General features: G+C 72.4%; 17 protein-coding genes. 5 read left to right on the forward strand and 12 right to left on the reverse strand.

The features are described from left to right. Window positions 1-16: 16 nt before the first annotated feature. Window positions 17-796, forward strand: coding sequence for a LysR substrate-binding domain-containing protein (locus AC067M_RS12090; RefSeq protein ID WP_478696904.1), 780 nt, complete (start codon window positions 17-19; stop codon window positions 794-796). A 27-nt stretch (window positions 797-823) separates the two neighbouring features. On the opposite strand, the gene AC067M_RS12095 is transcribed toward AC067M_RS12090, so the two are convergent. The 4 genes from AC067M_RS12095 to AC067M_RS12110 form a co-directional block, all read right to left on the reverse strand. Beyond that, on the reverse strand, window positions 824-3,628 hold the full coding sequence (locus tag AC067M_RS12095) for a beta-L-arabinofuranosidase domain-containing protein (protein ID WP_478696905.1): 2,805 nt from the start codon (window positions 3,626-3,628) through the stop codon (window positions 824-826). Window positions 3,629-3,732: 104 nt separating this feature from the next. Continuing rightward, a complete protein-coding gene (locus AC067M_RS12100) occupies window positions 3,733-7,047 on the reverse strand; it encodes a wHTH domain-containing protein (protein ID WP_478696906.1) in 3,315 nt (1,104 codons plus the stop codon). A gap of 67 nt (window positions 7,048-7,114) precedes the next feature. Further along, complete coding sequence (locus tag AC067M_RS12105; protein WP_478696907.1) at window positions 7,115-7,816, reverse strand: HAD family hydrolase; 702 nt, start codon at window positions 7,814-7,816, stop codon at window positions 7,115-7,117. A 20-nt stretch (window positions 7,817-7,836) separates the two neighbouring features. Next, the gene (locus AC067M_RS12110) at window positions 7,837-8,313 is read right to left on the reverse strand and encodes an Lrp/AsnC family transcriptional regulator (RefSeq protein ID WP_478696908.1); all 477 of its coding nucleotides are present in this window, start codon (window positions 8,311-8,313) and stop codon (window positions 7,837-7,839) included. A gap of 261 nt (window positions 8,314-8,574) precedes the next feature. On the opposite strand from AC067M_RS12110, the gene AC067M_RS12115 reads away from it, so the two are divergent. Both AC067M_RS12115 and AC067M_RS12120 read left to right on the forward strand, forming a co-directional pair. Next, the gene (locus AC067M_RS12115; protein WP_478696909.1) at window positions 8,575-10,071 is read left to right on the forward strand and encodes an FUSC family protein; all 1,497 of its coding nucleotides are present in this window, start codon (window positions 8,575-8,577) and stop codon (window positions 10,069-10,071) included. A gap of 535 nt (window positions 10,072-10,606) precedes the next feature. Continuing rightward, complete coding sequence (locus AC067M_RS12120) at window positions 10,607-11,641, forward strand: lactonase family protein (protein WP_478696910.1); 1,035 nt, start codon at window positions 10,607-10,609, stop codon at window positions 11,639-11,641. A gap of 118 nt (window positions 11,642-11,759) precedes the next feature. Here AC067M_RS12120 and AC067M_RS12125 read toward each other — a convergent pair whose 3' ends face one another. From AC067M_RS12125 to AC067M_RS12140, 4 genes are all read right to left on the reverse strand, one after another. Then, a complete protein-coding gene (locus tag AC067M_RS12125; RefSeq protein ID WP_478696911.1) occupies window positions 11,760-12,680 on the reverse strand; it encodes a sirohydrochlorin chelatase in 921 nt (306 codons plus the stop codon). 173 nt (window positions 12,681-12,853) lie between these two features. Further along, the gene (locus tag AC067M_RS12130) at window positions 12,854-13,855 is read right to left on the reverse strand and encodes an N-acetylglucosamine kinase (protein ID WP_478696912.1); all 1,002 of its coding nucleotides are present in this window, start codon (window positions 13,853-13,855) and stop codon (window positions 12,854-12,856) included. Then, complete coding sequence (locus AC067M_RS12135) at window positions 13,852-14,529, reverse strand: uracil-DNA glycosylase (protein ID WP_478696913.1); 678 nt, start codon at window positions 14,527-14,529, stop codon at window positions 13,852-13,854. The genes AC067M_RS12130 and AC067M_RS12135 overlap by 4 nt, the downstream gene beginning before the upstream one ends. 82 nt (window positions 14,530-14,611) lie before the next feature. After that, window positions 14,612-15,697: a WD40/YVTN/BNR-like repeat-containing protein gene (locus tag AC067M_RS12140; protein ID WP_478696914.1), complete on the reverse strand. Its 1,086-nt coding sequence runs from the start codon at window positions 15,695-15,697 to the stop codon at window positions 14,612-14,614. 271 nt (window positions 15,698-15,968) lie between these two features. On the opposite strand from AC067M_RS12140, the gene AC067M_RS12145 reads away from it, so the two are divergent. Next, window positions 15,969-16,553, forward strand: coding sequence for an Rv1733c family protein (locus AC067M_RS12145; protein WP_478696915.1), 585 nt, complete (start codon window positions 15,969-15,971; stop codon window positions 16,551-16,553). Window positions 16,554-17,684: 1,131 nt separating this feature from the next. Here the strand turns inward: AC067M_RS12145 and AC067M_RS12150 are convergent. Continuing rightward, window positions 17,685-19,742 (reverse strand): HEAT repeat domain-containing protein, encoded by a 2,058-nt coding sequence (locus tag AC067M_RS12150; protein WP_478696916.1) that lies wholly within the window; start codon window positions 19,740-19,742, stop codon window positions 17,685-17,687. A 93-nt stretch (window positions 19,743-19,835) separates the two neighbouring features. Beyond that, complete coding sequence (locus AC067M_RS12155; RefSeq protein WP_478696917.1) at window positions 19,836-21,497, reverse strand: acyl-CoA dehydrogenase family protein; 1,662 nt, start codon at window positions 21,495-21,497, stop codon at window positions 19,836-19,838. 72 nt (window positions 21,498-21,569) lie between these two features. Here AC067M_RS12155 and AC067M_RS12160 point away from each other — a divergent pair, with 72 nt between their 5' ends. Then, the gene (locus AC067M_RS12160) at window positions 21,570-22,313 is read left to right on the forward strand and encodes a PaaX family transcriptional regulator C-terminal domain-containing protein (RefSeq protein WP_478696918.1); all 744 of its coding nucleotides are present in this window, start codon (window positions 21,570-21,572) and stop codon (window positions 22,311-22,313) included. A gap of 112 nt (window positions 22,314-22,425) precedes the next feature. On the opposite strand, the gene AC067M_RS12165 is transcribed toward AC067M_RS12160, so the two are convergent. Both AC067M_RS12165 and AC067M_RS12170 read right to left on the reverse strand, forming a co-directional pair. Then, window positions 22,426-23,235 carry a pectate lyase gene (locus AC067M_RS12165; RefSeq protein ID WP_478696919.1) on the reverse strand — a complete coding sequence of 270 codons (810 nt, stop codon included), beginning with the start codon at window positions 23,233-23,235 and terminating at the stop codon, window positions 22,426-22,428. 39 nt (window positions 23,236-23,274) lie between these two features. Continuing rightward, window positions 23,275-24,249 carry a pectate lyase family protein gene (locus tag AC067M_RS12170; protein ID WP_478696920.1) on the reverse strand — a complete coding sequence of 325 codons (975 nt, stop codon included), beginning with the start codon at window positions 24,247-24,249 and terminating at the stop codon, window positions 23,275-23,277. Window positions 24,250-24,361: the final 112 nt, after the last annotated feature.

The following is a 24,361-nucleotide window of genomic DNA, read 5'->3' on the forward strand; positions in this document are numbered from 1 at the left end:
CCGGTAGCCTGGCGGAGTGACCGGCTCGCCAGACTCCCCCTCCTTCCGACTCGCCTACGTCCCCGGGGTGACGCCCGCCAAGTGGGCGCGGACCTGGACCGAGCGACTGCCCGACGTCCCCCTGACCCTCCTCCAGGTGACGGCCGCCGAGGCATCCGATGTGTTGCGCGACGCCGACGCCGACGCGGGCTTCGTACGGCTCCCGGTCGACCGTACGGTGTTCAGCGCGATCCCCCTCTACACCGAGACGACGGTGGTCGTGGTGCCCAAGGACCACGTCGTGACCGCGGCGGAGGAGGTGTCCCTCGACGACCTCGCCGACGAGGTCGTCCTCCACCCCCTCGACGACGTCCTCGGCTGGGAAAGCCTCCCGGGGCAGCCCGCCTTCGAACGCCCCGCCACCACGGCGGACGCCGTCGAACTCGTGGCGGCCGGCGTGGGCGTCCTGATCGTCCCGCAGTCGCTGGCCCGCCTCCACCACCGCAGGGACCTCACCTACCGTCCCGTCGTGGACGCCCCCCAGTCGAGCGTCGCCCTGTCCTGGCCCGAGGACGCGACCACCGACCTCGTCGAGGACTTCATCGGCATCGTCCGCGGCCGCACGGTCAACAGCACGCGCGGCCGCACGCAGCCGAAGTCGCAGACCGAGCAGAAGCGAGAAGGCCGCAAGCTCACCACAGGCGGTAAGCCGACGGGCGGCCGTGCGAAGTCGGGCGGCGGCACGGCGCGCACCCGCTCCGCCGCCCCGAAGAGCGGCGGACGGCGCGGCACCGGAAAGCCGCGCCGCCGGTCGTAGCCCGAAACCGCTCTCAGCCAGGAGACGTCACCGCACGTACGTCGCGCTGCGCGCCGTGTTCACCACCGTCTCCCCGTCGGCCCGCGCCAGCAGCCCCGCGGACACCCACGCGTCCACCGTCGACCGCACCCGCGCCACCAGCGCGCCCTTGCCGCTGAACGGCGCCCCGGCCCAGATCTCGTCGAGGAGGGTCGTGCCGTCGGCCTTCGCCGGGTTGGCGACGCCGGAGTCGGTGTTCCCGAAGACCACGCGGGGCTCGGCCCGCCGCACGTACGCGTGGGTGGGGTCTTCCGTCCCCTCGAAGAAGGGCGCGAACTCGGTGCCGTCGAGCGTGTAGTGCAGGGGCTTTCCGGCGACCGGTGTGAGGGAGGGCAGCAAATCGCCGGAGAGGGCGGCGTTGCGGTACAGGCCGAACGGCAGGTAGCTCGTCGCCGCGTTGCGGCCGACCAGGTTGACCGGACCGTAGAACAGGGTCTGGAGCGACGGGTCGTCGAGGGCCTTCTCGACGCGCAGCCGGAACGGGACGGCGACGCGGACGGTGTCGCCGTCGCGCCACTTCCGGGACACGGTGAAGTAGCTCCCGGGCTTCGGAGTGCCGTCGACCGTACGCCCGTTGACGGTCACCCGGAATCCGGCGGTCGCCCAGGAGGGCACCCGTAGCCGTAGCGCGAAGGTGCCGGTGCGGCCCCGCACGGTGAGGGTGGTGCCCTGCTCGCGCGGATAGTCGGTGGTCTGGGTGACGGTGACGCCCTTCTCGGCCCAGGTCAGCGTGGACGGGCTGTAGAGGTTGACGTAGAGGGTGCTGCCGTCGGCGGCCTTGAAGTACACCGAGTCCTGGTACTTGGTGGCGCTCTCCATGCCGGTGCCCTCGCAGCAGGTGGTGCCCTGCTTGGGCGTGTAGTCGCGGACATGACCGGGGGTGAGGCCGATGAAGTACGTGACGAGCGGCTTCTCCGCGTCCGCCTTGTCCTGCTTGGAGCCGAGCACCTGGTTGTACAGGGCGCGCTCGTAGTAGTCCATGTACGCCGGGTTCTGATCGTGGAAGAACAGCATCCGGCTCAGCTTCAGCAGGTTGTACGCGCAGCACGTCTCGGCCGTGGTGGCGCTGATGGTCCCCGCGATGACGTCCCGGGCCTTCCAGAACTCCGCCGTGCTGGTGCCGCCGATGCCGTACATGCGGTGCGGTACGACCATGCCCCAGAAGTTCTTCGCGGCGGTCAGGTAGCGCTCCTCGCCCGTCGCGTCGTACAGCCGCACGAGCCCGGTGAAGATCGGGATGTGCTGGTTGGCGTGGAGCCCGTCGAGCGTGTCGGTGCCGGCCGCGCAGGCGTCGATGAGCTTGTCGAGGTCGAACAGCTTGGCGAGCGCGAGGTGTTCGGCCTTGCCGTTGATCGTGTACAGGTCGACGATCGCCTCGACGATGCCGCCGAACTCCCCGCTGGAGAAGATGCCCCACATCCGCTGGAGTGTGGCGTCGGGCAGCTTCGACAGCCGGGAGTACATCCAGTCGCACATGCCGGACGCGAGGTCGAGCGCGCGGTCGTCGTCGGTGGCGATGTAGGCGTCGAGCAGACCCCTGAGGATCTTGTGAGCGGTGTAGTACGGCGCCCACACCTTGGTGTAGTCGGGGCTCGTCCTCGACTCCAGGTCGATGAACTGCGTCTCCGGGTACGCCGCCAGGAACCCGGGGTGGCTCGGCGCGCCCCAGGTGCGGCGCAGCGTCGCGGTGAGGCCGCGGCCCGAGGCGTCCGCGAACGCGCCGCCCGTCGTCTCGTCGAAGGCGTACGACGCCAGGTCCCCGCGACCCGCGGACGAGTCGGCGGCACGGTTGCCCCGCAGCGAGGTGATCTCGTCCGGGGTCAGGGCCCGCGACCATACGTTGAACTCGTCGAGGGCGCCCGCGAAGACGGGGTCGGCGGGGAAGTTGGAGCGCCCGAGCCAGTTGTTGGCGAGGGTGCCGAGGGTGGCCGGGGTGAGGCTCATCGCCGTGTTCTGCGCGACGGCGGCGCCGTTGACGTACAGGGTGCCGGTGCTGCCCGTGAGGGTCACCGCGAGGTGGCTCCACTCGTCGAGCGGGAGCGCGGCGGTGCCGTTCAGTCCCTGCTCGCCGCCCGGTCCACTTGTCGTGATGGCGAAGCGCGGCACACCGCTGCCGTTGCGGGCGGCCAGGTACAGGTACCGCGTGTTGTTGTTCCCGAAGTCGAAGATCCGGGCCCAGTTGGCGTCATGGGTGGGCTTGACCCAGGTGGACAGCGTGATCGCGGAGGCGCCGCCCAGCACGCCGGAGGGCAGGTCGACGTACTGGTAGGAGCCGCGTACGTTCTCGGCGGCGGTCCCGAACCTCCCCGTGGCACTGAGCACGACGGGTTCGTGCCGCAGGGCTTCACGGACCTCGGTCAGCGCCCCGACCATGGTGCGGATCCGGTCCGCGTAGACCTGGTCCCCGGTGCCGGCGTACGCCTGCGCCAGCATGGTCAGGAAGTGCCCGGTGTAGTGGCCCCGCAGGTTGCCGTTGGCCTCTCCGTCCAGCCCCTCCCAGCCGGCCGGGGCGACCGCGCCGAGCGTCGACAGGCCGGCGTTGGCGCGGAAGACCTGGAGCAGCCGGTTCACGTCGTAGCCGCGGGCGTGGTCCAGCATCAGTTGCCGCTTGGTCGCGAAGAGGCCCTTGCCCAGCGTCACGTCCTTGAGCTGGAAGGGCTGGAGCGTCCAGGACGCCGGTGGCGGCAACGGGGCGGCGAAGGCCCCGCCGTCGGCCGCGGCCGCGAAGCCGGGGGCGGCCGCGGCGAGTATCGCGGTCTGGAGAAGGGTTCTTCTGGAGAGGGGCGGGGCCATGTTGCTCCTCCACGGGGCCACGTCGTTCGAAATCACGGACAGTGTGCGGGTGATCGACCAGACGCTATGTGTGAGGTGAGGGAGCGTCAACGGTGCGGACGAGATCAGTCGGGGCGGGGGACGCGGGCGAGGGCTGCTCGGATCGTGTCGGCGGGGTCGGGCACGGGGATGCCGAGTTGGTTGAGGAGGGAGGCGATCTCTTTGATGCCGGTGCCCTTCCTCAGGGCGGTCTGATGCAGATACTGCAGGGGGAAGTGGACGGCCTCCGGCAGCTCGCCCTCGTCCAGTTCGCCGTCGCGGATCAGTTTCAGGGCCTCGCTGAACGACAGGCCCTTGGGAAGCCTGGGGTGGGAGGTCGGGACGTTGTAGGCGCGCAGTCGTCGTGCGACGACCCCCGGCGTGGTTCCCAGCTCTCTCGTGGCCAGAAGCACATGGCTGAAGGGCACGACGTCGTCCGTCGCGATCGACCACCAGCTGAACGGGCCCGCGGCCCGAAGGATCTCCCGGTCAAGTCCCCTGGGGCGCGGGGGAACCGCCAAGGGGACGTCGAATCCGTAGGCCCGCAGACGGTGGACGGCGCGCCTGAGGTCCTCCAGATCCTTCGCACCATGGAAGATCTGCCCGTAGAACAAGGGACCCGGGGGACGGGCGAGCCCGGCTTCGTAGGCGTCTCCGAAAAGGCGGAGGTCCCCCGGAGCCGCGTTGGCGGGGAAAGGCTCGGGTCGAGGGAAGCCGAGAGCGGCGAGTTTCGCCACCACTTCCAGCGGCTCAAGATCGAGCCTCTTCGCCGCGTGCAGCACAAGTCCCGGTGGTGGGGGCTGGGTCCGGTTCATCCAGGGCCACCTGCCGTTCCCATGGGTGCTCAGCAGGTCGACCATCTCGGAGCCCGGCCGATCGGGCAGCAGGCCACGGTCGGGCCGCAGTCCGTGGGCGGCGAGCCGTCGGCACACCTCGGCAACGGGCAGGTCGAAATGGACGCTCGCGTTGGCGATGTGCCCCGGCGGCACCACGGAGCCGGGAGCCAGAACGCCGTTCGACCTCGTGCCCGGGGTCAGCCAGAGCAACTCGTCCCGCTCGGCCGCCCGGCACATCGTCACGACATCGTCCGCCACGTGGAAGCCGAAGCCCCTCATGAAGGCGGCTGTCGCGGTGACTTCCTCCTGCACGTAGTCCACCGCGCGCATGAGGTCGGCGGACGTGAGGGGGGCGGTCTTGTCGAGAGGAAGGTCGTACGCGTTTCTGAATGCGGGACTGTTCGCTACGGTGAGCTGAGCGCCCTCCCGCCATGTGCGTGGATCGATGTCGTGAAATCCCAGCGCAGCCGCCTGCCGTGCGATCTCGTGAGGGGTCGACCGTAGCCGGTCCGCTGCGAGCGCGATGTCCCTGAGGTCCAGCGGCCCACCACGCCATCGGTCCGGGTGCGTCTTGAACTGCAAGAGCCACTGGTCGGAAGGTCTCGCCCTGCGGACGGGACCCGGTTCCGCGATCTCCGGACATACGGCGGTCAGTTCTCGCAAGGCGCTGCCCCGGTAGTGGGCCAGGAGCCTCCACAGGTAGATGTGGTCCCGTGCGTGACCGTACACCGTGGCGGCGTTCCCGATGCGATGCCGCGCATTCCTGAAGCCGGGGACGAGCGAGAGGTCGCCCGGGAAGAAGCCCGTTTGCTCCGTGCCGAACGACGCGGGGTGGAGCGCCGTCCTTCGCCCCCTCGCGGAGAGTGCCGAGGCGGCGATGTCCGCCAGCACCGGACTGCCGCCGGCCACCCGGCACAGCCAGGCGAAGTCGGGCAGCGGTGTGGCGTCGTCCGCCAGGGCGCCCGAGGCCTTCTCCAGCACTTCCTGGACCGCCGAGGACACATCGTCCAGCACGTGCCTGCGGTCCACGGACAGCGTGTCCGGGGACCACGGGCCCCGAAGATTCACCACTACTCCCGTCAGGCCGGAACCCTGGGGGCAGAAGACGCCCGCGCGTGTCTGTGGCTTCACGAGCAGGCCGTCCACGAGCAGGGCGCCACCCTTCTCGCACCAGACGACCTGAGCTCCGGAGGAGTCCCCCCACTGGCCCAGTTGACCTCCGTGCGCGTTCAGCTCGAAGCGTTCGGGTTGGCCGGCGTCATCGCGCTCTTTGAGACGATCTGCTTCCCAGTCGCCCCGCCGCTCACCGTGCCGCGCGCTCGTGGCGAACTCGGCCAGGGCGAGGAAGCGTTCCAGCACATCGACGACAGACCACGTACGCGGGTCCACGTCCTCCCGCAGGTACAACCGCACACTCGTCCCCGGCTCCCGCCCCCGGGCAGCGCTTCGCACGATCCTGAACAGATGACTCGGCCCGCAGATCGAGACCTCGAACACCGGCCCGGGAACCCCGTCCGCCCCCATCCGGCACGTCGTCACGCGGATCTCCTCCGCGAGCATGAAGTAGCTGAGCACCCCGATCCCGAAGCGGCTGTTCGGATACAGCGTCACGGGCGGATCCAGCGACTCCCACTTCGCCCGCTCCAGCTTGAACTCCAGTTGCTCCGCGAAGCGTTCACCCGCGTGGGAGAACACCCCGCGCAGCTCCGCCTCGCCCATGCCGATGCCGTCGTCCCGGCACTCCACATACGCGCGTCCGTCGTGGTCGTCCGTGGGCAGCAGGTTCAGGAACTCCGGATGGCAGACGTCGGGTCCTCGCCGCAGCCCGTGCAGCAGAGCGGTCACCCTGTCGCAGGCGAGTGCCCCGCCCAACTCCTCCGCCGGCTCGCCCAGTTCGGACAGCAACCGGCGGACCGAGCCGCTGTCCATGAACTCCTGATGCCGGGTCAGCCAGCGGTGGAAGAGCCACCAGCCGAGCCGCGGCTGCGCCTCGGAGTGCCGCAGAGCGCGCTGGACGAGTACGTCGTTGCCTTCCACGAAGACCTCGAACGATCTCCGCTCGGGCCCCGCGCCGACCATGGGCCGCAACGACCAGGGTGCGACCTGCGCGAGCAGCGCGGCCCGGCGCAGGTAGTGGACCCGGTAGACGAAGGGGAACAGGACGAGGAGGGCCGCCTCGGCGGGATGGAGGTCGAGGTCGACGCCCCCGTCCTGCGCCGGCTCACCGAGCAGCCACTCCAGGTGGTCGAGGAACCGTTCGGCGATCCGCGGGTCGCTCCAGGGGTCTTCGGCCGGCGCTTCGCGCGACTCGTCGCGCAGGAGGGCCAGCCGACCGGCGACCGCGGCGGCACGGTCCCGCTGGTGACCGCAGTCGCGCCCGTTCCGCACATGCCGCCAGACCTCGGAGCCGACGACCCTGTGCACCCACGCGTCCGCCCCCGAGGCCTCGCCCACGGACTCCGCCGCCGGAGCGGCCGCATGGAAGTGCACCTCCCCGATCGACCGCGCCTGGACAACCGTTCCCGCGGTGCCGCCCATGACATTGCGGGTGTGACCCTCGACCAACCCGCCGCTCCTTCCCGATGACGCTCCGAACGAATCTAGAGGAGCGGCATCGGCGCAGGGCCCGGCTTCACGCGATCCGCGTCCCCACGGAGCGTACGAGCCACTCGTAGGCCCCCCGCGCCGTGAATCCCCCCTGTCCGCCCCGCACGAGCAGATCCGCCGAACCGAACTCCGGCGCGTCCGCCTGTGACGGGACGTACGGAACCGCGATGCACCGCATCCCCGCCGCCCGAGCAGCGGCCGCGCCCGGAGCCGCGTCCTCGACGACCACGCAGTCGGCGGGGGCCGCGCCGAGACGGCGGGCCGCCTCCAGGAAGACGTCGGGGGCGGGCTTGCCGTGGGTGACCTCGTCGGCCGAGACGGTGGTCCGCAGGTACGCGTCCAGGCCCGTGCCGGCCAGTACCGCCTCGATGGCCTCCGGCGCCGAGCCCGAGGCCACGGCCATGGGGACGCCCTCGGCCGCCAGCAGTTCCACGAACTTGCCCATCTCGGGGTAGGCGGAGGTGGCGACGCGGGCGAGTGCGAGGTAGCGGCGGTTGGTGTCGGTGAGCAGTTCGTCCACGGGGGCCTGGATCCCGTACCGCTCCTTCCAGATCGCGGCTGACTCCAGTGTGCTGATACCGACGTAGCCCTCGTGGTCCGCCCAGGTGAACTCCGGGACGCCGTGCTCGGCAAGGGTGCGGCGACTCGCCTCGTAGTAGTTCGGCTCGCTGTCCACGAGTGTTCCGTCGAGGTCGAATATGACCGCAGTGGTGCCGAAGTTGCTCATGTGGTCCAGCATGCCAAGCGTCACTTGGCGGCCGTGCGGCCGATCGACTCCACCAGCGGCAGCAGCCGGTAGGGGACGCGTTCGCGCAGGGCGACCTCGGTGCGGGTGCGGACGACGCCGGGCAGGCTGATGAGTTTCTGGATGACATCCTCGAGGTGGAGGTTGTCGCGCGCCACCACGCGCGTGAGCAGATCTCCGCCACCCGTGATCGAGAACGCCTCCACGATCTCCGGTACGGCGGCCAGCGCGTCGCCCACGTCGTCGAGGTGGCCCTGGGTGACCTCGATGTGCACGAACGCGAGCACCGGGTGGTCCAGGGCGGCGGGGGAGAGCGTGGGGCCCGTGCCGGTGATCACACCGGCGCGCTCCAGGCGGTCGAGGCGGGCCTGGAGTGTGCCCCGGGCGACGCCGAGGAGACGGGCGTACTCGCGCACGCTGGTGCGCGGCTGCTCCAGCAGCAGCCGCAGGATGCGCGTGTCGAGCTCGTCCACGGCCATGGTGCGGGGCCTCCTTGTCCGTCCTTGATCGGCGTCGACTGTACCAATGGCCCAGCGGCAAGAGGTGCAGGTGGACCACCTCTCCTGGTCCGTTGGCCTGGCGTGGCTCAATCTTCACCGCCTACTGGTGGACCAATGGCACAGCTTTCAAGGAGACACTTGAGCCAGTGGTGGAACAGGTGCTCTCATGGGTGCGTCGATGGCGCTGCGGATCCCCGCGGCGCCTTTTTCATGCCGGTTGAACCAGAGGGGCGGGAAGCAGTGCTGAAGAGGGTGTTCGTGGCTCCGGACCCGGGGCGGACGCGGCTGCGTTTCGCCGCGCGGGCCGTCCTCGGCATCGGGGCGACGGTCGTCGTCTGCGGTCTCGCCGGACAGTCCCTCGCCGGTGCCGTCACCGGAGGGCTCGCCGCGCTCCTCGCGCTGTTCACCGTCACCGACGCGACCGTCCGAGGTCAGGCCGTGACCACCGCGCTGCTGCCCGCCGTCGGTCTGCCCGTGCTCGCCGTCGCGGCGGAACTGCACGACCACCCCGTGGCACGTGACCTCACCTTCCTCGCCGTCGTCGGGGCGGGCGTGTACGCGCGCCGCTGGGGGCCACGCGGGCACAGCCTCGGCGTGTTCGCGTTCATGACCTTCTTCGTGGCCCAGTTCCTCCACGCCACCACGGACCAGCTGCCCGAGCTGTACGCCGCTGTCCTGCTGTCGGTCCTCACCGCGTCGATGGTCCGCTTCGGGGCGTGGTGCTACGAGCGCCGCCTGCCCCCGGCCGCCGTGCCCGCCCCGCCGGGCGGCAGCGGGCTGGCCCGTGTGACCACGCGCCAGGCGATCCAGGCCATGGCCGGGGCGGGCTTCGCCCTCGTCGTGGGGCAGCTGGTGTCCGGGCAGCGCTGGTACTGGGCCGTCGGCGCCACCTGGTGGATCTTCGTGAACACCACCTCGCGCGGCGAGACCCTGGTCCGCGGCTTCCGCCGGGTGCTCGGCACCGTGATCGGCATCGGCCTCGGCCTGCTCGTCGCCGTCCCGGTGAACGGCACCGCCGTCCCCACGGCCGTGCTCGTCGCCGTCTGCGTCTTCGGCATCTTCTACACCGCCGCCGTGTCCTACACCTGGATGATGCTCTGCGTGACCCTGCTCGCCGAGCTCCTCTACGGCCTCCTCGGCGTCCTCGACCCGGGCCTGCTCGCCCTGCGTCTGGCGGAGACCGGCGTCGGCGCGCTCGGCGCGGTCCTGGCGGTGCTCTTCGTCCTGCCGGTCACCACCCACGCCGTCACCGACGCCTGGATCCAGCGCGCCCTGCGAAGCGTCCACGCCTGCACCGCCGAGGCCGCGGCCCGGCTCGCGGGCGACCCCGACGCCGACCCGGCCCGCCGTGTGGCCGAACTGGAGCAGCTTCTCGGCCGCGTACGGCTCTCCGTCGCGCCACTCGTCCACCCCCTCAATCCGATGCGCAGCCGCAAGCGCCGCGCCCGCCAGGTCCTCACCCTCCTCGACAACTGCGCCCACGAAATCCGCGGCCTGGTCACCGTCGCCGCGGACCCGGAGGCCTCCCACGACGCCCGCCTCGCGGCGGCCTGCTGGCGCGTACAGGCCACGGTAGAGGCACTCACGAAGGGCGGCGGCTCCGAGCAGGTCCCGATGGCCGCAGCGCCCCCCGCCGAAGAGGCCGCCCTGATTCACCTTTACGGCCTGGAACGAGCCCTGGCGGAACTGGCCCACCCCTTGCGAACGCCGTCAGGCTCGCCGCTGGTGGGGGCCTGAGGCAGGCACCCGGCTGCTCTCGGGGAGCCCGCGCCGGCCGCCGCGGCGAGCCTCCTGCCGCACGCAGGCCGCAGGCCGCGTACCCGGGCAGCCGCACGAGCCGCCGACGGCCCGGCTACCAGCCGGGGGTTGGGAGGTGTGGCACCTGCGCCCCCAGGCCGCCGCCCCGCCGTACCCACCCGCCCCGCCGGCTCCTCCCGCGGCCGCATCTTGCTGGGCTTGCCCCACGGCGCGCCTCACGGGCCGCCGCGTCGGCTGCAGGCCACGTGCGTCGGTCAGCCGCAGCCGGCGGGCCGAGGGACGCGGGGGGGCGTAGGGGGTACGCCCCGGCCGCCGTGTTGGCTGCGCCCGCCCAGCCGTAGCAGCCCGCCTGCCCGCCGGGCTCATCCCTCAGCGCGCCTCGCAGGGGCGCACCCCGCGCTCCACACCTCGCCCGGCCCACCTCGGCACGCCGCCGCCCGAACCTTGGTCTAGACCTTGAGTGATCTCCTGCTACGGTCACCCCCTGGACAGCACCCAACGAGAGGGGACCGCGGTGACAGGTGATGGCGCGCGGCAGCGGCGGGCGTTCATTGGGTCGTTCACGGCGGCTGGGGGGCCCGGACTGGTTGCGGCCGCTGTGGATCCGGAGAGCGGGGCGCTGACGGTTCTGAGCAGTGTGGACGGTGTGGCGGATCCCTCGTATCTGGCGCCGGCGCCGGGCGGGGACATGCTCTACGCGGTCAGCGAGACGGCAGAGGGCGCGGTGGTCGCGTACCGGATCGCGGGCGACGAGCCGGAACTCGCCGGGCCGCCCGTCGCGGTCGGCGGCAGCGGGCCCACGCACCTCGGTCTGTACGACGGGCACGTCCTGACCGCCAACTACGGCTCCGGCAGCGTCACCGCCGTCCCGCTCCGCGCCGACGGCACCCTCGCACCCGCGGCGTCCGGCGTGCTCCGGCACACCGGCGGCGGACCGCACACACTGCGCCAGCAGGGACCGCACGCCCACCAGGTGCAGAGCGACCCCAGTGGCCGCTGGGCCGTCAGCGTCGACCTCGGCACGGACTCGGTGCGGATGTGCACGCTGGCCGACGGCAACCCCGTCCTGCACCGGGAGACCGCCCTGCGGCCCGGCTCAGGACCGCGCCACCTCGCCTTCCACCCGGACGGCGAGCATGTGTACGTGCTCAACGAACTCACCCCGACCGTCACGGTCTGCCGCTGGGAACCCGCCGACGGCCTGCTGAAGCCGCTGGACGAGACACCGGTGCTCCCCGGCGCCCCGGCCGGCGATGCCTACCCGTCGGGCATTGTCGTGTCCCCGGACGGTCACTTCGTGTGGACCGCGACCCGGGGCGAGGACGTGCTGTCCGTGTTCGTCGTCGAGGGGGAGGGGCTGCGCCTGGTCGGCACGGTGCCCTGCGGGGGCCACTGGCCGCGCGCCCTGGCCGAGTCGAACGGCTTCCTGTACGTCGCCAACGAACGCTCCGGTGACGTGACCTGGTTCCGCCTCGACCAGGCCACGGGCCTGCCCCGCCGTGCCGGGTCGATCGAAGTGCAGGCCGCGTCCTGCGTGGTCTTCGCCTGATGGCTGACGACTGACCGGCCGGTTCAGGAAAAAGCGAAGGGCCCGCTCCTGCTTGAGGAGCGGGCCCTTCGCCGTACGACCCGGCGCACCGCGGTCGTACGACCGTTCACGCGCCGTCTCAGCGCACCGGAGCGCCCTGCGGCTGCGGCGGGGCGATGCCCAGGGCCGTCGTGTACTTGGCCAGGGCGAGCTTGCCGATGGCCGGGTACGGGCCGAGCGCGTCGGCGGCCGCGCACCCCGCTTCCCTGGCCGCCTCCTCGAGAAGGGTGGCGTCGATCTCGGGGCCGATCAGGTACGGCGCGAGCGCCAGCTGCTGGGAGCCCGAGTTGCGGAGCTGATCGGCGACGGACGCGATCGAGCCCTCCTGGTCCAGGGCCGCCGCCATCACGGGCACGGCGAGACGCGCGGCGAGCAGCATGCCGGTGATCCCGGCAGCCTGCACGGCCTCGTCACCGCCGACGGACGCCAGGATGATGCCGTCCGCCGCGGTCGCCACGGTGAACAGGCGGGCGCGGTCGGCGCGGGCCAGACCCGCCTCGGACAGGCGTACGTGCAGGGCCTCGGCGAGGAGCGGGTGCGGGCCGAGCACATCGGTGAGGTCGGCGGCGACGCGGCTCTCCATGACGGCCTGGCGGACCTGGCGCAGCAGCGCGCTGTCCGGGCCGGCCAGCAGGGGCACGACGACGGCGACCGGGCCGTCGGGCTCCTTGACGTCCAGACCGGCGGCGCGGGCCTGCTCGTAGCGGGCGGTGCGCTCGTCGGCGGCCCGCACGAGCACGGACTGGAGCGTGGGGTACTCCGTGTCGTCCCCGTCCAGGTATCCGATGCGGGCGTCGAGGCCGGGGAGCTCGGAGCGGGCGATGCTCACGACCTCCTCGGCGAGGCCGCGGGTCGCGGCGCTGGGCGTGCCCGGAACCGCGAGGACGAGCGCGGGCGCGCCCTCGGGAGCCGCCAGGGGCTCGGGTCGGCGGTGCCGCCCGGGCTGGCGGGGGCGCGGCATTCGTACTGGCAGGCCGGCGGGCCCAGTGGGGGAACTCATGGCGCCGCATGTTACTGGCTTCTTGGGCTCCCCTGTTCGGGGAGGGTGCAGGTGAGCGGTATCCGTCCGGTTTTGTCTGATGAGTTACGTACGGATCAGAAGTGATCAGCATGTTTTCCGGGCGATTTATGCAACTGGGTCATGCCCGGAAAGCGTGACCGTTCGGCGAGCGGTCATTCCCTCTTCGTGGTCACCACGTGCAGCATCGTGTCGTCACCCGGCAGAGTGAGCGCGCCCGAAGCGAGTTCGGTGGCCACTCGCACGGCGCCGTGCAGCGGATCGCCGTCGGCGCGAACGCGCCGCGCGTGCGGCAGCCGCCGCCCCAACTCCTCCTCCAGCGGTACGACGAGTGGGGCGCCCATCCTGAACAGGCCACCGGTGAGCGCGACCTGGGGTTCTCCCGAGCTGGGGCAGACCGCGGCCGCCGACTCGGCCATGTGCCGGGCCGCCGCCCGCAGGATGTCCGCGGCGCCCGGATCGCCCGGTGCGCAGGCGGCCACCTCGGGAGCGAAGGAGGCGAGGACGGCCGCACGGTCCGCACGCGGGTAGAGCCGGCCGGGAAGCCCCGGCATCGGACCGAACACCTCCTCGGCGCGGGCCAGCAGCGCGGCCGAGCCGCCGGGCCGGCCGTCGTGGGCGCGCAGCGCGGCCTCCAGCCCGGCCCGGCCGATCCACGCGCCGCTGCCGCAGTCACCGAGCAGATGACCCCAGCCGTCGGCCCGCCGCCACCCCGTCAGATCCGTCCCGACCGCGATCAGTCCCGTCCCGGCGGCGATCACGGCACCGGGACGGAACCCGAGGGCGCCCACGTAGGCGGTGACGGCGTCGGCGGCCAGCGCGACCGTGCGGGCGCCGAACTCGCGCAGCAGGACGCCCGGGAGCTCGGCGCGCAGGCCCTCACCCAGCGTGGTGAGCCCCGCGGCGCCGACCACGGCCGTGCCCGCCCGCGCGATCCCGGTCTCGGCGGTCAACGCCCGCATCATGGGTATCAGTTGCTCCACCAGGTGCCCCGGGTCGATGCCCCGGTCACCCGTGCGCACCGGCTCCCGGGACGCCCGTACGCCCAGCACCCCGCGGTCGGTCGTGCCGACGGCAACCCGGAGGCCGGAGCCTCCCGAGTCGACGGCGAGGATGCTGGAGGCGGCCGCCACCGGGCCCGCCTCGGCGGCGGTCACGGCAGACGCCAGTCCACCGGCTGTCCCCCCTGCCGCACCAGGAGATCGTTCGCGCGGCTGAACGGGCGGGAGCCGAAGAAGCCGCGGTCCGCGGACATGGGGGAGGGGTGGGCCGACTCCACCGACGGGAGGTCGCCCAGGAGCGGACGCAGGTTGCGGGCGTCGCGGCCCCACAGGATGGACACCAGGGGCTTGCCGCGCGCGGCCAGCGCCCGTATCGCCTGTTCGGTGACCTCCTCCCAGCCCTTGCCGCGGTGCGCGGCCGGCTTGCGCGGGGCCGTGGTCAGCGCCCTGTTGAGCAACAGCACGCCCTGCTGGGTCCACGGCGTCAGATCGCCGTTGGAGGGCTGGGGCAGCCCCAGGTCGGTGTTCAGCTCCCGGAAGATGTTGATCAGGCTGCCGGGCAGCGGGCGTACCTCGGGCGCGACCGAGAACGACAGCCCCACCGCGTGTCCCGGGGTCGGATACGGGTCCTGACCCACGATCAGGACCCGTACCTCGTCGAAGGGCTGCTGGAAGGCTCTCAGGACGTTCGCCCCGGCCGGGAGGTAGGTGCGTCCCGCGGCGATCTCCGCGCGCAGGAAGTCGCCCATCTCGGCGATCCGTCCGGCGACGGGTTCCAGGGCGCTCGCCCAGCCCGGTTCGACGATCTCATGCAACGGTCGTGGTGCCACGGTCGTCACCCTACTGCCGTACGGGCAGCAGGGATCAACCGGTGGCCAAGGCCGGACAGTCGGCCGGTGGAGGTGGTCCGGCTCATGCGACGATCGCGGCGCGCACGCACAGCACGTCCGGCAGGTGCGACGCCAACTGCCGCCAGCTGTCGCCGTCGTCGGCCGACGCGTACACCTCGCCGTTTCGGTTGCCGAAGTAGACGCCCGCCGGGTCCGCGTCGTCCGTGCACATCGCGTCCCGCAGGACCGTGCCGTAGTGGTCCTCCTCGGGCAGTCCCGCCGTGAGCGGCTGCCAGGTCCTGCCCGCGTCCGCCGTGCGGAAGACGCGACAGCGGCGGTCGGCGGGGACCCGGTCCGCGTCGGCGTTGATCGGGAACACGTACGCCGTGTCGCCCCGATGGGGGTGTGCGGCCGCCGCGAAGCCGAACGTGGACGGCAGGCCCTCGCCGATGTCGGTCCAGTGCGCGCCCGCGTCGTCGCTGCGGTACACGCCCCAGTGGTTCTGCAGGTACAGGCGGTCCGGGTTCGCCGCGTCGCGGGCGACCTTGTGGACGCACTGCCCGAACTCCGGATTCGGATCGGGCAGGAACACCGCGGAGACGCCGCGGTTGGAGGGGGCCCAGCTCGCTCCGCCGTCGGTCGTGCGGAACACGCCGGCTGTCGAGACGGCCACCGTCACCGCCTTCGGGTCGCGCCGGTCGGTGAGCACGGTGTGCAGGCCCTCTCCACCGCCGCCCGGTACCCACTTCGAGCGTGTGGGGTGTTCCCACAGGGGGCGGACCAGCTCGAAGCTCTCCCCGCGGTCCTCCGAGCGGTACAGCGCGGCCGGTTCCGTGCCCGCGTACACCACGTCGGGCTCCGCCGCGGCCGGATGCAGCTGCCACACCCGCTCCAGGGAGGCCTCGGTGTCCTGGGGAAACTTGACGGCGGGACGGGCCGGTTCGGTCCAGGTGCGGCCCAGGTCGTCGGAGTGGAACACGGACGGTCCCCAGTGCGCGCTGTCGCCGCCGGCCAGCAGACGGGGGGTGTCGCCGCGCGTGTCGATGGCGACCGAGTACACCGCCTGCGCGTTGAAGTAGGGCGTCTCGTCGAACTCCCATGCACCACCGCGCCGACGCCCGATGAACAGGCCTTTGCGGGTGCCCACGGCCAGCAGAACCTCGGTCATTCCGATCACCTCCGCGACATCTTTGTCTCAGACACCGGCCAGTCTGCACCCCGCCACTGACAGTCACCTCTGGACATGACGTCACCGCAGGTCAGAGCGGTCGGAGGAGGGTACTGGGCGTACGGATTCGTCCTTCAGGGCGAGGGCGCCCACGGGGCCGGGGGAGGCGTCGTGGCGTCGAACCGGCGGAGTCGGCATGAGCATCGCGAACGCATCGCCCGTATGGGAGGGCGGTCGGGATGTTCGTGCGCTCGTGAGGAGGAAGCCTTCGATGGCGTTCCGTGGTCCGAAGGTCTGGCTGTGGCGGTGGCGACGCAACCCCCTCAAACGCCGGGCCGACGCGGTGGAGAGCTGGGTGCTGCTCGGTGCCTGGGCACTCACCGTCCTTGCCGGGGTGCTCGCCGGTCTCACGGCGGCCCGGTCCGTGGAGGACGGGCTGGCCAGGGAACGCGTCGAGTGGCGCCCCGTCGTGGCCCGGCTCACCGAGCAGGCGCCCGGCTCGGCCCCCGCCCACCCCGGGGCGGGCGGCGGCGAGCGGGTCTGGGCCAAGGTGAGTTGGACCGCGACGGACGGTTCCGCGCACTCCGGTCAGGCCCGCGTCGAGGCGGGCAGCGCGCAGGGCGCTCCCGTCACCGTCTGGACGGACGCCCAGGGCCGCCTGGTGACCAAGCCCGCCACCGTCTCCCAGGCCCAGCTCCGCGCCTCCCTCATCGGCGGCCTCGCCGGCGTGAGCGCCGCCGCCATCCCCTTCGTCGGCGGCCGCGCCCTCCGCACCCGCCTGGAACGCCACCGCATGGACCAGTGGGACGCGGAGTGGGCTCTCCTCGGGCCCCTGTGGGGACGCAAGACGGGCTGACGCCGGCGGAGCACGCCGCTGTGCACAGGGCGCGCGGGTGTGCGGACCCCCGCGCGAAGGCCTGCGGCCGGCCGGACGCGCCGGTCGTACGTGGACGCCGGTCGTGCGCGAACGCGTCCGGTTCCGAGCGGCTCGTGGCTACTGCCCGGCCGGATGCGTAACGGCTCCCCATTCCGGCGCATGCGAGGGGATGCCCGGCCGGGCGAAGCGGCCCCCGCAGCCAGGCGCGCGCGGCCGTCGCACCAAGTTGTCCGGCGGCGGGCGTGCGGCCCCCACAGACAGGCGTGCGGTGCCTGGCCGCGACTGGTGGCCCTCGGAGGCAGGCGTGCGGTGCCTCATCACACTGCGGGTAGCGGCCCTGGCGGGCGTGCGGTGCCTGGCCATGAGTGGCGGCCCCGCGGGCAGGCGCGCCGTGGCCCACCGCAGGTGGCGCCCCGCAGGCAGGCAGGTGCCCGGCCGCGAGTGGCGGCCTCCCTCGGCAGTGCGGAGAGCTCGAGGGCAGCGGGCAGCGGGCAGCGGACTGCGTCGGCAGTGCGGAGTCGGCGTTTCTGGTGCTGACCGCAGGCAGCGGCCCCAGAGAGCAGCCGCGTGGCCACGCACCCGGTGTTCAGCCGCCTGCACCGGTCCCCGGCGCCTGCACCGGCCCCCCGGCGCCTGCACCGGCCCCCCGGCGCCTGCACCGGTCCCCGGCGCCTGCACCGGCCCCCCGGCGCCTGCACCGGTCCCCGGCGCCTGCACCGGCCCCCGGCGCCTGCACCGGCCCCCCGGCGCCTGCACCGGCCCCCCGGCGCCTGCACCGGCCCCCCGGCGCCTGCACCGGCCCCCCGGCGCCCGCACCGGCCCCCCGGCGCCCGCACCGGCCCCTCGGCCCCCGCACCGGATCCCACCCGCCCGTGCCGGGTCCGCGGCCCGCCCCAGGGCCGCCGCCCGAGCCGGCACAGGCACGGGCACCGGCACCGGCACCGGCGTACCCCGCGTGGCACGCAAGGCGCCGTGGCACATGCCCGGCGCCCTCCGCCCCCGGCGCCCCATGCACGGCATCACAGACCCTCCCTCTTACTCCCTCCGCCAACCCCATGCACCGGCATCACAGGCCCTCACGCACCTCCCCGCCACCCCCACGCACCGGCATCACACGCCACCGCCCCCACCTCCCGCCAACCCCTCCCGGCAAGCCCGCAACAACCGCTCGTCCGAGTGAACCTCATAGCTGCCGTACGCCTCGGGCTGCGCCAGGTGGCGTCGAGGGGACGCCAGTTCGGTCTCGAAGAGGTCCCGGGCCGGTGCCGCTGCCGGGCCCATCTTGGTGAGGCAGTCCGCGATGGTGGTGCGGGTGTGTGGGTTCTCCGTCCAGAGGGAGCGGAGCACGGGGAGGACGGGGCCCGGATCCCCGGTGATTCGGCTCACCGCACACGCGGCCGGCATCCGCTCCCAGAGTGTGCCGGTGTCCACCATGCGGCGCAGTGCGGGCAGCGCGGGGCGGGCCGACGGGCCGAGGTGTTCCAGGGCCTCGGCAGCCCGTCGCCGACGGTAACCGTCCTCTCCCGCGAGCCCCCGACGCAGCACGGGCAGTACGGCGGACGCGGACGCCTCCCCCTCCACTGACCACAGCGCGCCCGCCGCCCAGATCGCGTGCTCGGTGTCCAGCAGCCCGCGCAGCACAGGCACAGCCTCGCGCGCGGCGGGCCCGAACGCGCCGAGTGCGCGGACGGCCGCCTCCACGACGGTGTCCCGGAGGCGCGCGTCCTCCGGCACGCCCCGCAACAGCCGGAGCACCTCCGGCACCGCCTCACCGTCGCGCAACGCCGCCAGGGCGGACAGCAGCGACCAGGCCCGGTCGAACGTGTCGGGCGCGTCCACGGGCACGCCCCCGAGCCGGTGCCGCAGGGCGGGGGCGAGCGGAGCGGCGGCAAGGCCCAGATGGGGGATCACCTGGCCCAGGTCGTGGGGTACGACCGCACCCGCCAGCACCTGGGCCAGTACCGGTGCAGCCCGCGGATCTCCGCAACGGGCCAGTGCCTTCAGCGGATCGCCCAGCGTCGGCGCCCCGTGCTTCCAGTGCCGCACCCACAGGTCGGGCCGGGACTCCAGCAGCGCATGAAGATCGTCGGCGGCGGGAACGGCCAGCTCGAAGAGGTCGGCGAGGACGGACGCCGCCGCTTCCCGCAACCTGTCCTCCTCCGCACCCAGTTGCGCGCCGAGCAGTGCCACGGACGCGGCGTAGTCCGCGCGCCACTCGCGCAGCAGGCCAGCCGACATCCACACCGCGTTGCACCGGTCGGTCGGATCGGGGCTGGTCAACTGCCCGTTGAGCAGGGCGATCCGCTCGGACACCCGACCCCCCAGCGCGGTGTGCAGGGTCCGCAGCAGCTGCGAGCCCTCCTCGTCCGAGGGTCGCAACCGGCGCAAGTGGCCGATGAGCGTGTTCGTGTCGGGGCGGCCGGGCTCGTCCGGACGGCAGGGCCGCTGCCGCGACCTGTCCCTGAGCAGTTCCACGACCGTGTCCACCAGGTCGGCCGGAAGGCGGTCCGGCGCGCAGCCGGCCAGCTGACCCAGCGCGGCCAGCCGCAGCCCCGGCCCGTACGGCGGCGCGCTCTGTGCCGCCAGCAGGTCCACCGCCTCGCCGGCGAGACCGGGATGGCGCTCAGCGAACAGACCGAGGCTCCCGATCAGCGCGGTCAGGACCCGGTCGTCCCGCTCCACCGTGAGCCGCTCCCGCAGCAGTTCCAGCACCCGCCCCGGCGTGTCCAGGAACCGTACGAGCGCTTCGGACGCGGCCCGCCGCACCCCTGCGTCCGGATCGGCCGTCAGCGCGACGAACACCTCGGCACCCGCCCGGACAGCGGCGCGCGCCTCCCCGTAGCAGCCCTCCTCACCGGCCCCCTCCTCATCGCTCCAGTCTCCGTCCCCTCCCCCTCCTTCTCCGATGCTGACCAGCAACTCCACTATCCCGTCCCGGTCCCGCACGTCCTCACACCGGGCGAGGGCGAACAGGAAGGGGATGCAGGCCAGCGTCGAGTCGTACACGTCTCCCTGGTGGTGCACCGCCCCGTACATCCCGTCGAGCGCGATCTCCCGCTCGGCGGGGTCGGTGGAGGCGAGCCCCCTGAGCAGTCCGGGAACGTCCTCCGCACTGCCGTACGCATGCCGCATCGAGGCCCAGTCGACCCCGTCGATCCCCGTGAACAACCTTGTCCTCCAAAGGCGAAGTGCAGGCTGATCGCGAGTGTGCACCACGCCACTGACAACGATGCGGAACCGGGCGGCGACTGTCCGGAACCGCTACACGTCAGTTCCCCCGGGCAGGGCCCGGTCGAGGACCGCGTCGAGGTCGGCCCCGTCGGGGAGCGTGCCGAAGGCGTGCCCCCAGTCGCCGCCGAGCCGACTCGCGCAGAAGGCGTCGGCGACGGCGGCCGGCGCGTACCGGACCAGGAGGGAGCCCTGCAGGGTGAGGGCCATCTGCTCCACCAGCCGTCGGGCGCCCGCCTGGGATCCGTTCGCCAGCAGTCCGTGCAGCCGGGTCACCGCGGCGTCCAGCCGGGCGTCCGCCCCGCGCGCCAGGGCCAGTTCCCCGAACAGGGCGTCCGCGGTGCCGGGCTCACGGGTCAACGCCCGCAGCACGTCGAGTGCGTTGACGTTTCCCGACCCCTCCCAGATCGACAGCAGGGGAGCCTCGCGGTAGTGCCGGGGCATCCCGGAGTCCTCCACGTAGCCGTTGCCGCCGAGGCATTCGAGGGCCTCCGCGGTGAAGGCCGGGCCCCGCTTGGTGACCCAGTACTTGCCGACGGCGGTGGCGATCCGGCGCAGCGCCTGCTCGCCCGCGTCCCCGCGCGCCGCCCGGTCGGCCGCGCCGGCCAGCCGCAGCGTGAGCGTCGTGGCCGCCTCGGACTCCAGCGCCAGATCGGCCAGAACGTTGCGCATCAGCGGCTGGTCGACCAGCCGCGCCCCGAACGCGCTGCGGTGGCGCACATGATGGGCCGCCTCGACGAGCGTCTTGCGCATCAGCGTCGCCGACATCATCACGCAGTCAAGGCGCGTGCAGTTGACCATCTCGACGATGGTCTTGACACCCTGTCCCTCCGGTCCGACCAGCCAGGCCACGGTCCCGTCGAACTCGGGCTCGGAGGACGCGTTGGAGCGGTTGCCGAGCTTGTCCTTCAGCCGCTGGATACGGAAGGTGTTGCGGCTGCCGTCGGGCAGCACGCGCGGCACCAGGAAGCAGGACAGCCCCTCCGCTGCCTGGGCGAGCACCAGGAACACATCGCACATCGGCGCCGACGTGAACCACTTGTGCCCGCGCAGGGTGTACACACCGGGCTCGGCCGTCGGATTGGCCGTGGTGGTGTTCGTACGGACGTCGGAGCCGCCCTGCTTCTCGGTCATCCCCATGCCCGCGAGCAGCCCCCGCTTCTCGGTCGGCACCCGCAGCCCGGGGTCGTACTCCCGACTGGTCAGCAGCGGCTCGTACACCTTCGCGAGGTCCGGCTCGCGGCGCAGCGCGGGGACGGCGGCGTACGTCATCGACGTCGGACAGCCGTGCCCGGCGTCGGTGTGCCCCCACACGAGCCCGCCCGCGGTACGGGCCACGTGCGCGCCGGGCCGGTCGTCGGACCAGGGCGCGCCGGCCAGACCCTCGGCGACCGCGACCCGCATCAGCTCGTGCCAGCCGGGGTGGAAGTCGACCTCGTCGACGCGATGGCCGTACCGGTCGTGGGTGCGCAGCACGGGCTCGTGCCGGTTGGCCAGCTCGGCCCACTCCTGCGCCTCCTGGCTCCCGGCCAGCAGGCCGAGCCGCCGGACGTCCTCCTCGGCCCAGCCGGCGCCCTCCCGGCGCAGGCCCTCGATGAGGACGGTGTCGTCGGAGGCGTCGTAGGGGGCCAGGGGCGGGGCCTGGTTGGTGACGTCGTGGGTGGTGGACCGCTCGTGCGGGAGTGTCGAGACCATACTGGCCATGTTGCACTCTCGCTTCGGTTGTAGCAATGATGCAACACACGGGCGCGCATAAGGTACGTGACCATGCGGATGAACGAGTCAGCGCAGCCCGGCGAGATCGACCTGCGGCCACTGTCCGCCCGGTCGGTCGTACTGAGCCTGCTGCTCGGCACGCATCCGCCTGAGCTGCCGGTGAAGGACCTGATCCGCGCGGTGGAGCCCTTCGGGGTCGGCGGGTCCACGCTGCGGGCGGCGCTCAGCCGCATGGTGGCCGCCGGTGACCTCCTGCGCACGGACACCGGCTACCGCCTGAGCGACCGACTGCTGGCCAGGCAGCACCGCCAGGACGACGCGGTGCGCCCCGGCACGCGCGCGTGGGAGGGCGATTGGGAGATGGTCGTGATCACGGTCACCGGCCGAGGCCCCGCCGAACGCGCCGAACTGCGCGCCCGCCTGACCGCCCTGCGCCTGGCGGAACTGCGCGAGGGTGTCTGGCTGCGGCCGGCCAATCTCATCCGCGCCCTGCCGGACAACCTGCACGAGGTGGCCCAGCACTACACCGCCCGCCCCGGCCTGCCCGCGCGCGAACTGGCCGCCGCCCTGTGGCCGCTGGACGCCTGGTCCGCGACGTCCCGCGCCCTGCTCACACACATCGGCCGGGCACGGGCCCCGGCCGACCGCTTCACGGCGTACGCGGCCGTCGTACGCCACCTGCTCGCCGACCCCGTACTGCCGCCCCGGCTCCTCCCCGCCGACTGGCCGGGAGCCGACCTGCGGGCCGCCTACGCGGACTACCGGCGGGAGGTCACCGAGGCGGTGCGGGCGTGACGCGGCGCCCCTGACCTGTGGCCGACGCACGATTCGGCGGCCGTGCGGAGCGCCGTGCAGGGACGCTCCGTACGGCCGCCTTCACCGTGGGGGGGGGCCAGCCGTGGGGGGCCTACCTGTAGGTGATGTCCGAGCTCGAGTAGTTGCAGTACGTGCCGTCGGCGTCGGTGCCGTTCTTGGTCGGCTCCTTGCCCGTGTTGTTCCCGATGTACTTCTGGCAGGGGATGATCTTCCTGCTGCTGTCACCGACCACGGTGATGGCGCGCAGCGCCACGCTGTCCCCGTAGTTGGTGTTGATGCCGGCGATCCGACCGCCCGGCGCGGTCACCTCGATGGTGTTCAGGATGATCGACCGCTTGTACTGCGTCTTGCAGTTGCCGCAGGACCGGACGAAGGTGCCGAAGTTCTGCACGGCGAACTTGGAGATGACCAGCTTGCCCGCGCCGTTGAACTGGAACACCTTGTCGCTGGCGGCCTTCGCACCCCCGCCGTAGACGGTGTAGACGCTCGACGAGGAGGAGCCCTTGAAGGTGGCGGCGTCCTCGCCGACGTCCTCCCACCACACGTTCTGCAGCGTGCAACTGCCCTTGCAGTGGACGCCGTCCGCGGCCGGGGCGCCGATGATGACGTTCTTGAGGACGGCGCCGTCGGCCAGCTCCAGGATCGGCCCCTGGTCCTCGTCCTGGCTGCCGCTGCCCAGGTCGCCGGTGCCGTACAGGCGCTTCATCCCGTAGTCCTTGGTACCGGAGACGGGGATGGTGGAGGAGACCCCCTGGCTGCCGTTGGCGCTGGGCCACGTGGCGGCGTTCGCCTCGGTGGACAGACCGCTGTCTGTCATGATCATGCCAGTCGACAGGCCGAGAGCGGCCAGCACGCCGGCCAGCGCGCGCACGCGGGTGCGCGAACGTACCGAAGAAGTCATGTCCCGATTCCTTCTTCCTGTTGGGGGACGGAAGGGTGGTCAGAGCTTTCCGGCGCCCGCGCCGGACGTCACCGAGGCGACGACGGAGGAGGCCGGCTCGGCGGTGTAGCTGTACGGAGCGCTCGTGAACGTGCCGGTCCGGGAGATCTCGGTCGCGGCTCCACCGAGATCGTTGCCGCGGAGGTTGGCGTATCCGTCGACGTCGCTGCTGCGGTTCGTGGTGACCGCGACCTTCGTCGAGCGGAAGACGTTGTTCTCGACCAGCATCTGCGCGCCCATGCGGGAGTGGACCGCGGTGTCGGCGCCGACCACGTAGTTGTCGTAGAAGTGCCCGGTGCCGAAGCGCAGGCTGGGGATGCGCGAGTAGACGTTGCTGAAGTGGTTGTGGTGGTACGTCACCTTCAAGTGACCCGTGTCCTGGCTGGCGTTGTTGTCGCTGTGGCCGACGAGCGAGCCCTTGAAGTGGTCCTTGAAGGTGTTCCAGGACACGGTGACGTTGTCGGAGCCGTGGTTGATGTCCAGCAGACCGTCGTAGTAGTCCTTGTCGTGATCGCGGTCGGCGGAGAAGGAGTTGTGGTCGATCCACACCTTGGTTGACGACTCCACCGTGACGCCGTCGGACGGCGCGAGCGGCTTGCTGATGTTCAGGTTGCGGATGACGACGTTGGTGACCTTCTTCAGCCGCAGACCGCCGCCGGTGAACCCGGACGACGAACCCACGCCCAGGACCGTCGTGTGGGAGCCGACGTCGACCTGACCGCTCAGCGTGATCAGGCCGTTGACCTTCACCACCTTGGCGGTGTTCCCGGCCACCGCCGTCTTGAAGGCCGAGAGCGTCGAGACGGTGACCGCAGAGGCGCTCCCGCCGCCGGCCGTCCCGGCGCCGAACCCGACCGGCGAGGTCTCGGCCGCTCCGGCCGACTGGGGAACGGTGAGGACGGCCACCGCGGCGAGGGCGGCGGCAGCGCCGAGAGCGGATCTTTGCGCGTGTGTACGTGGGGGGCCTGTGCGCATGCGGGTGCGTCCCTTCGGAGGAACTTCTCGGACATGTATGTGAATGTCGTACGTCATTCTGATCGCCGCGCGCGAGCAGTGTGACGGTGACGGGGTCTCACGACAGCCAGAG

It is taken from the genome of Streptomyces sp. NPDC043427 (assembly GCF_056436655.1).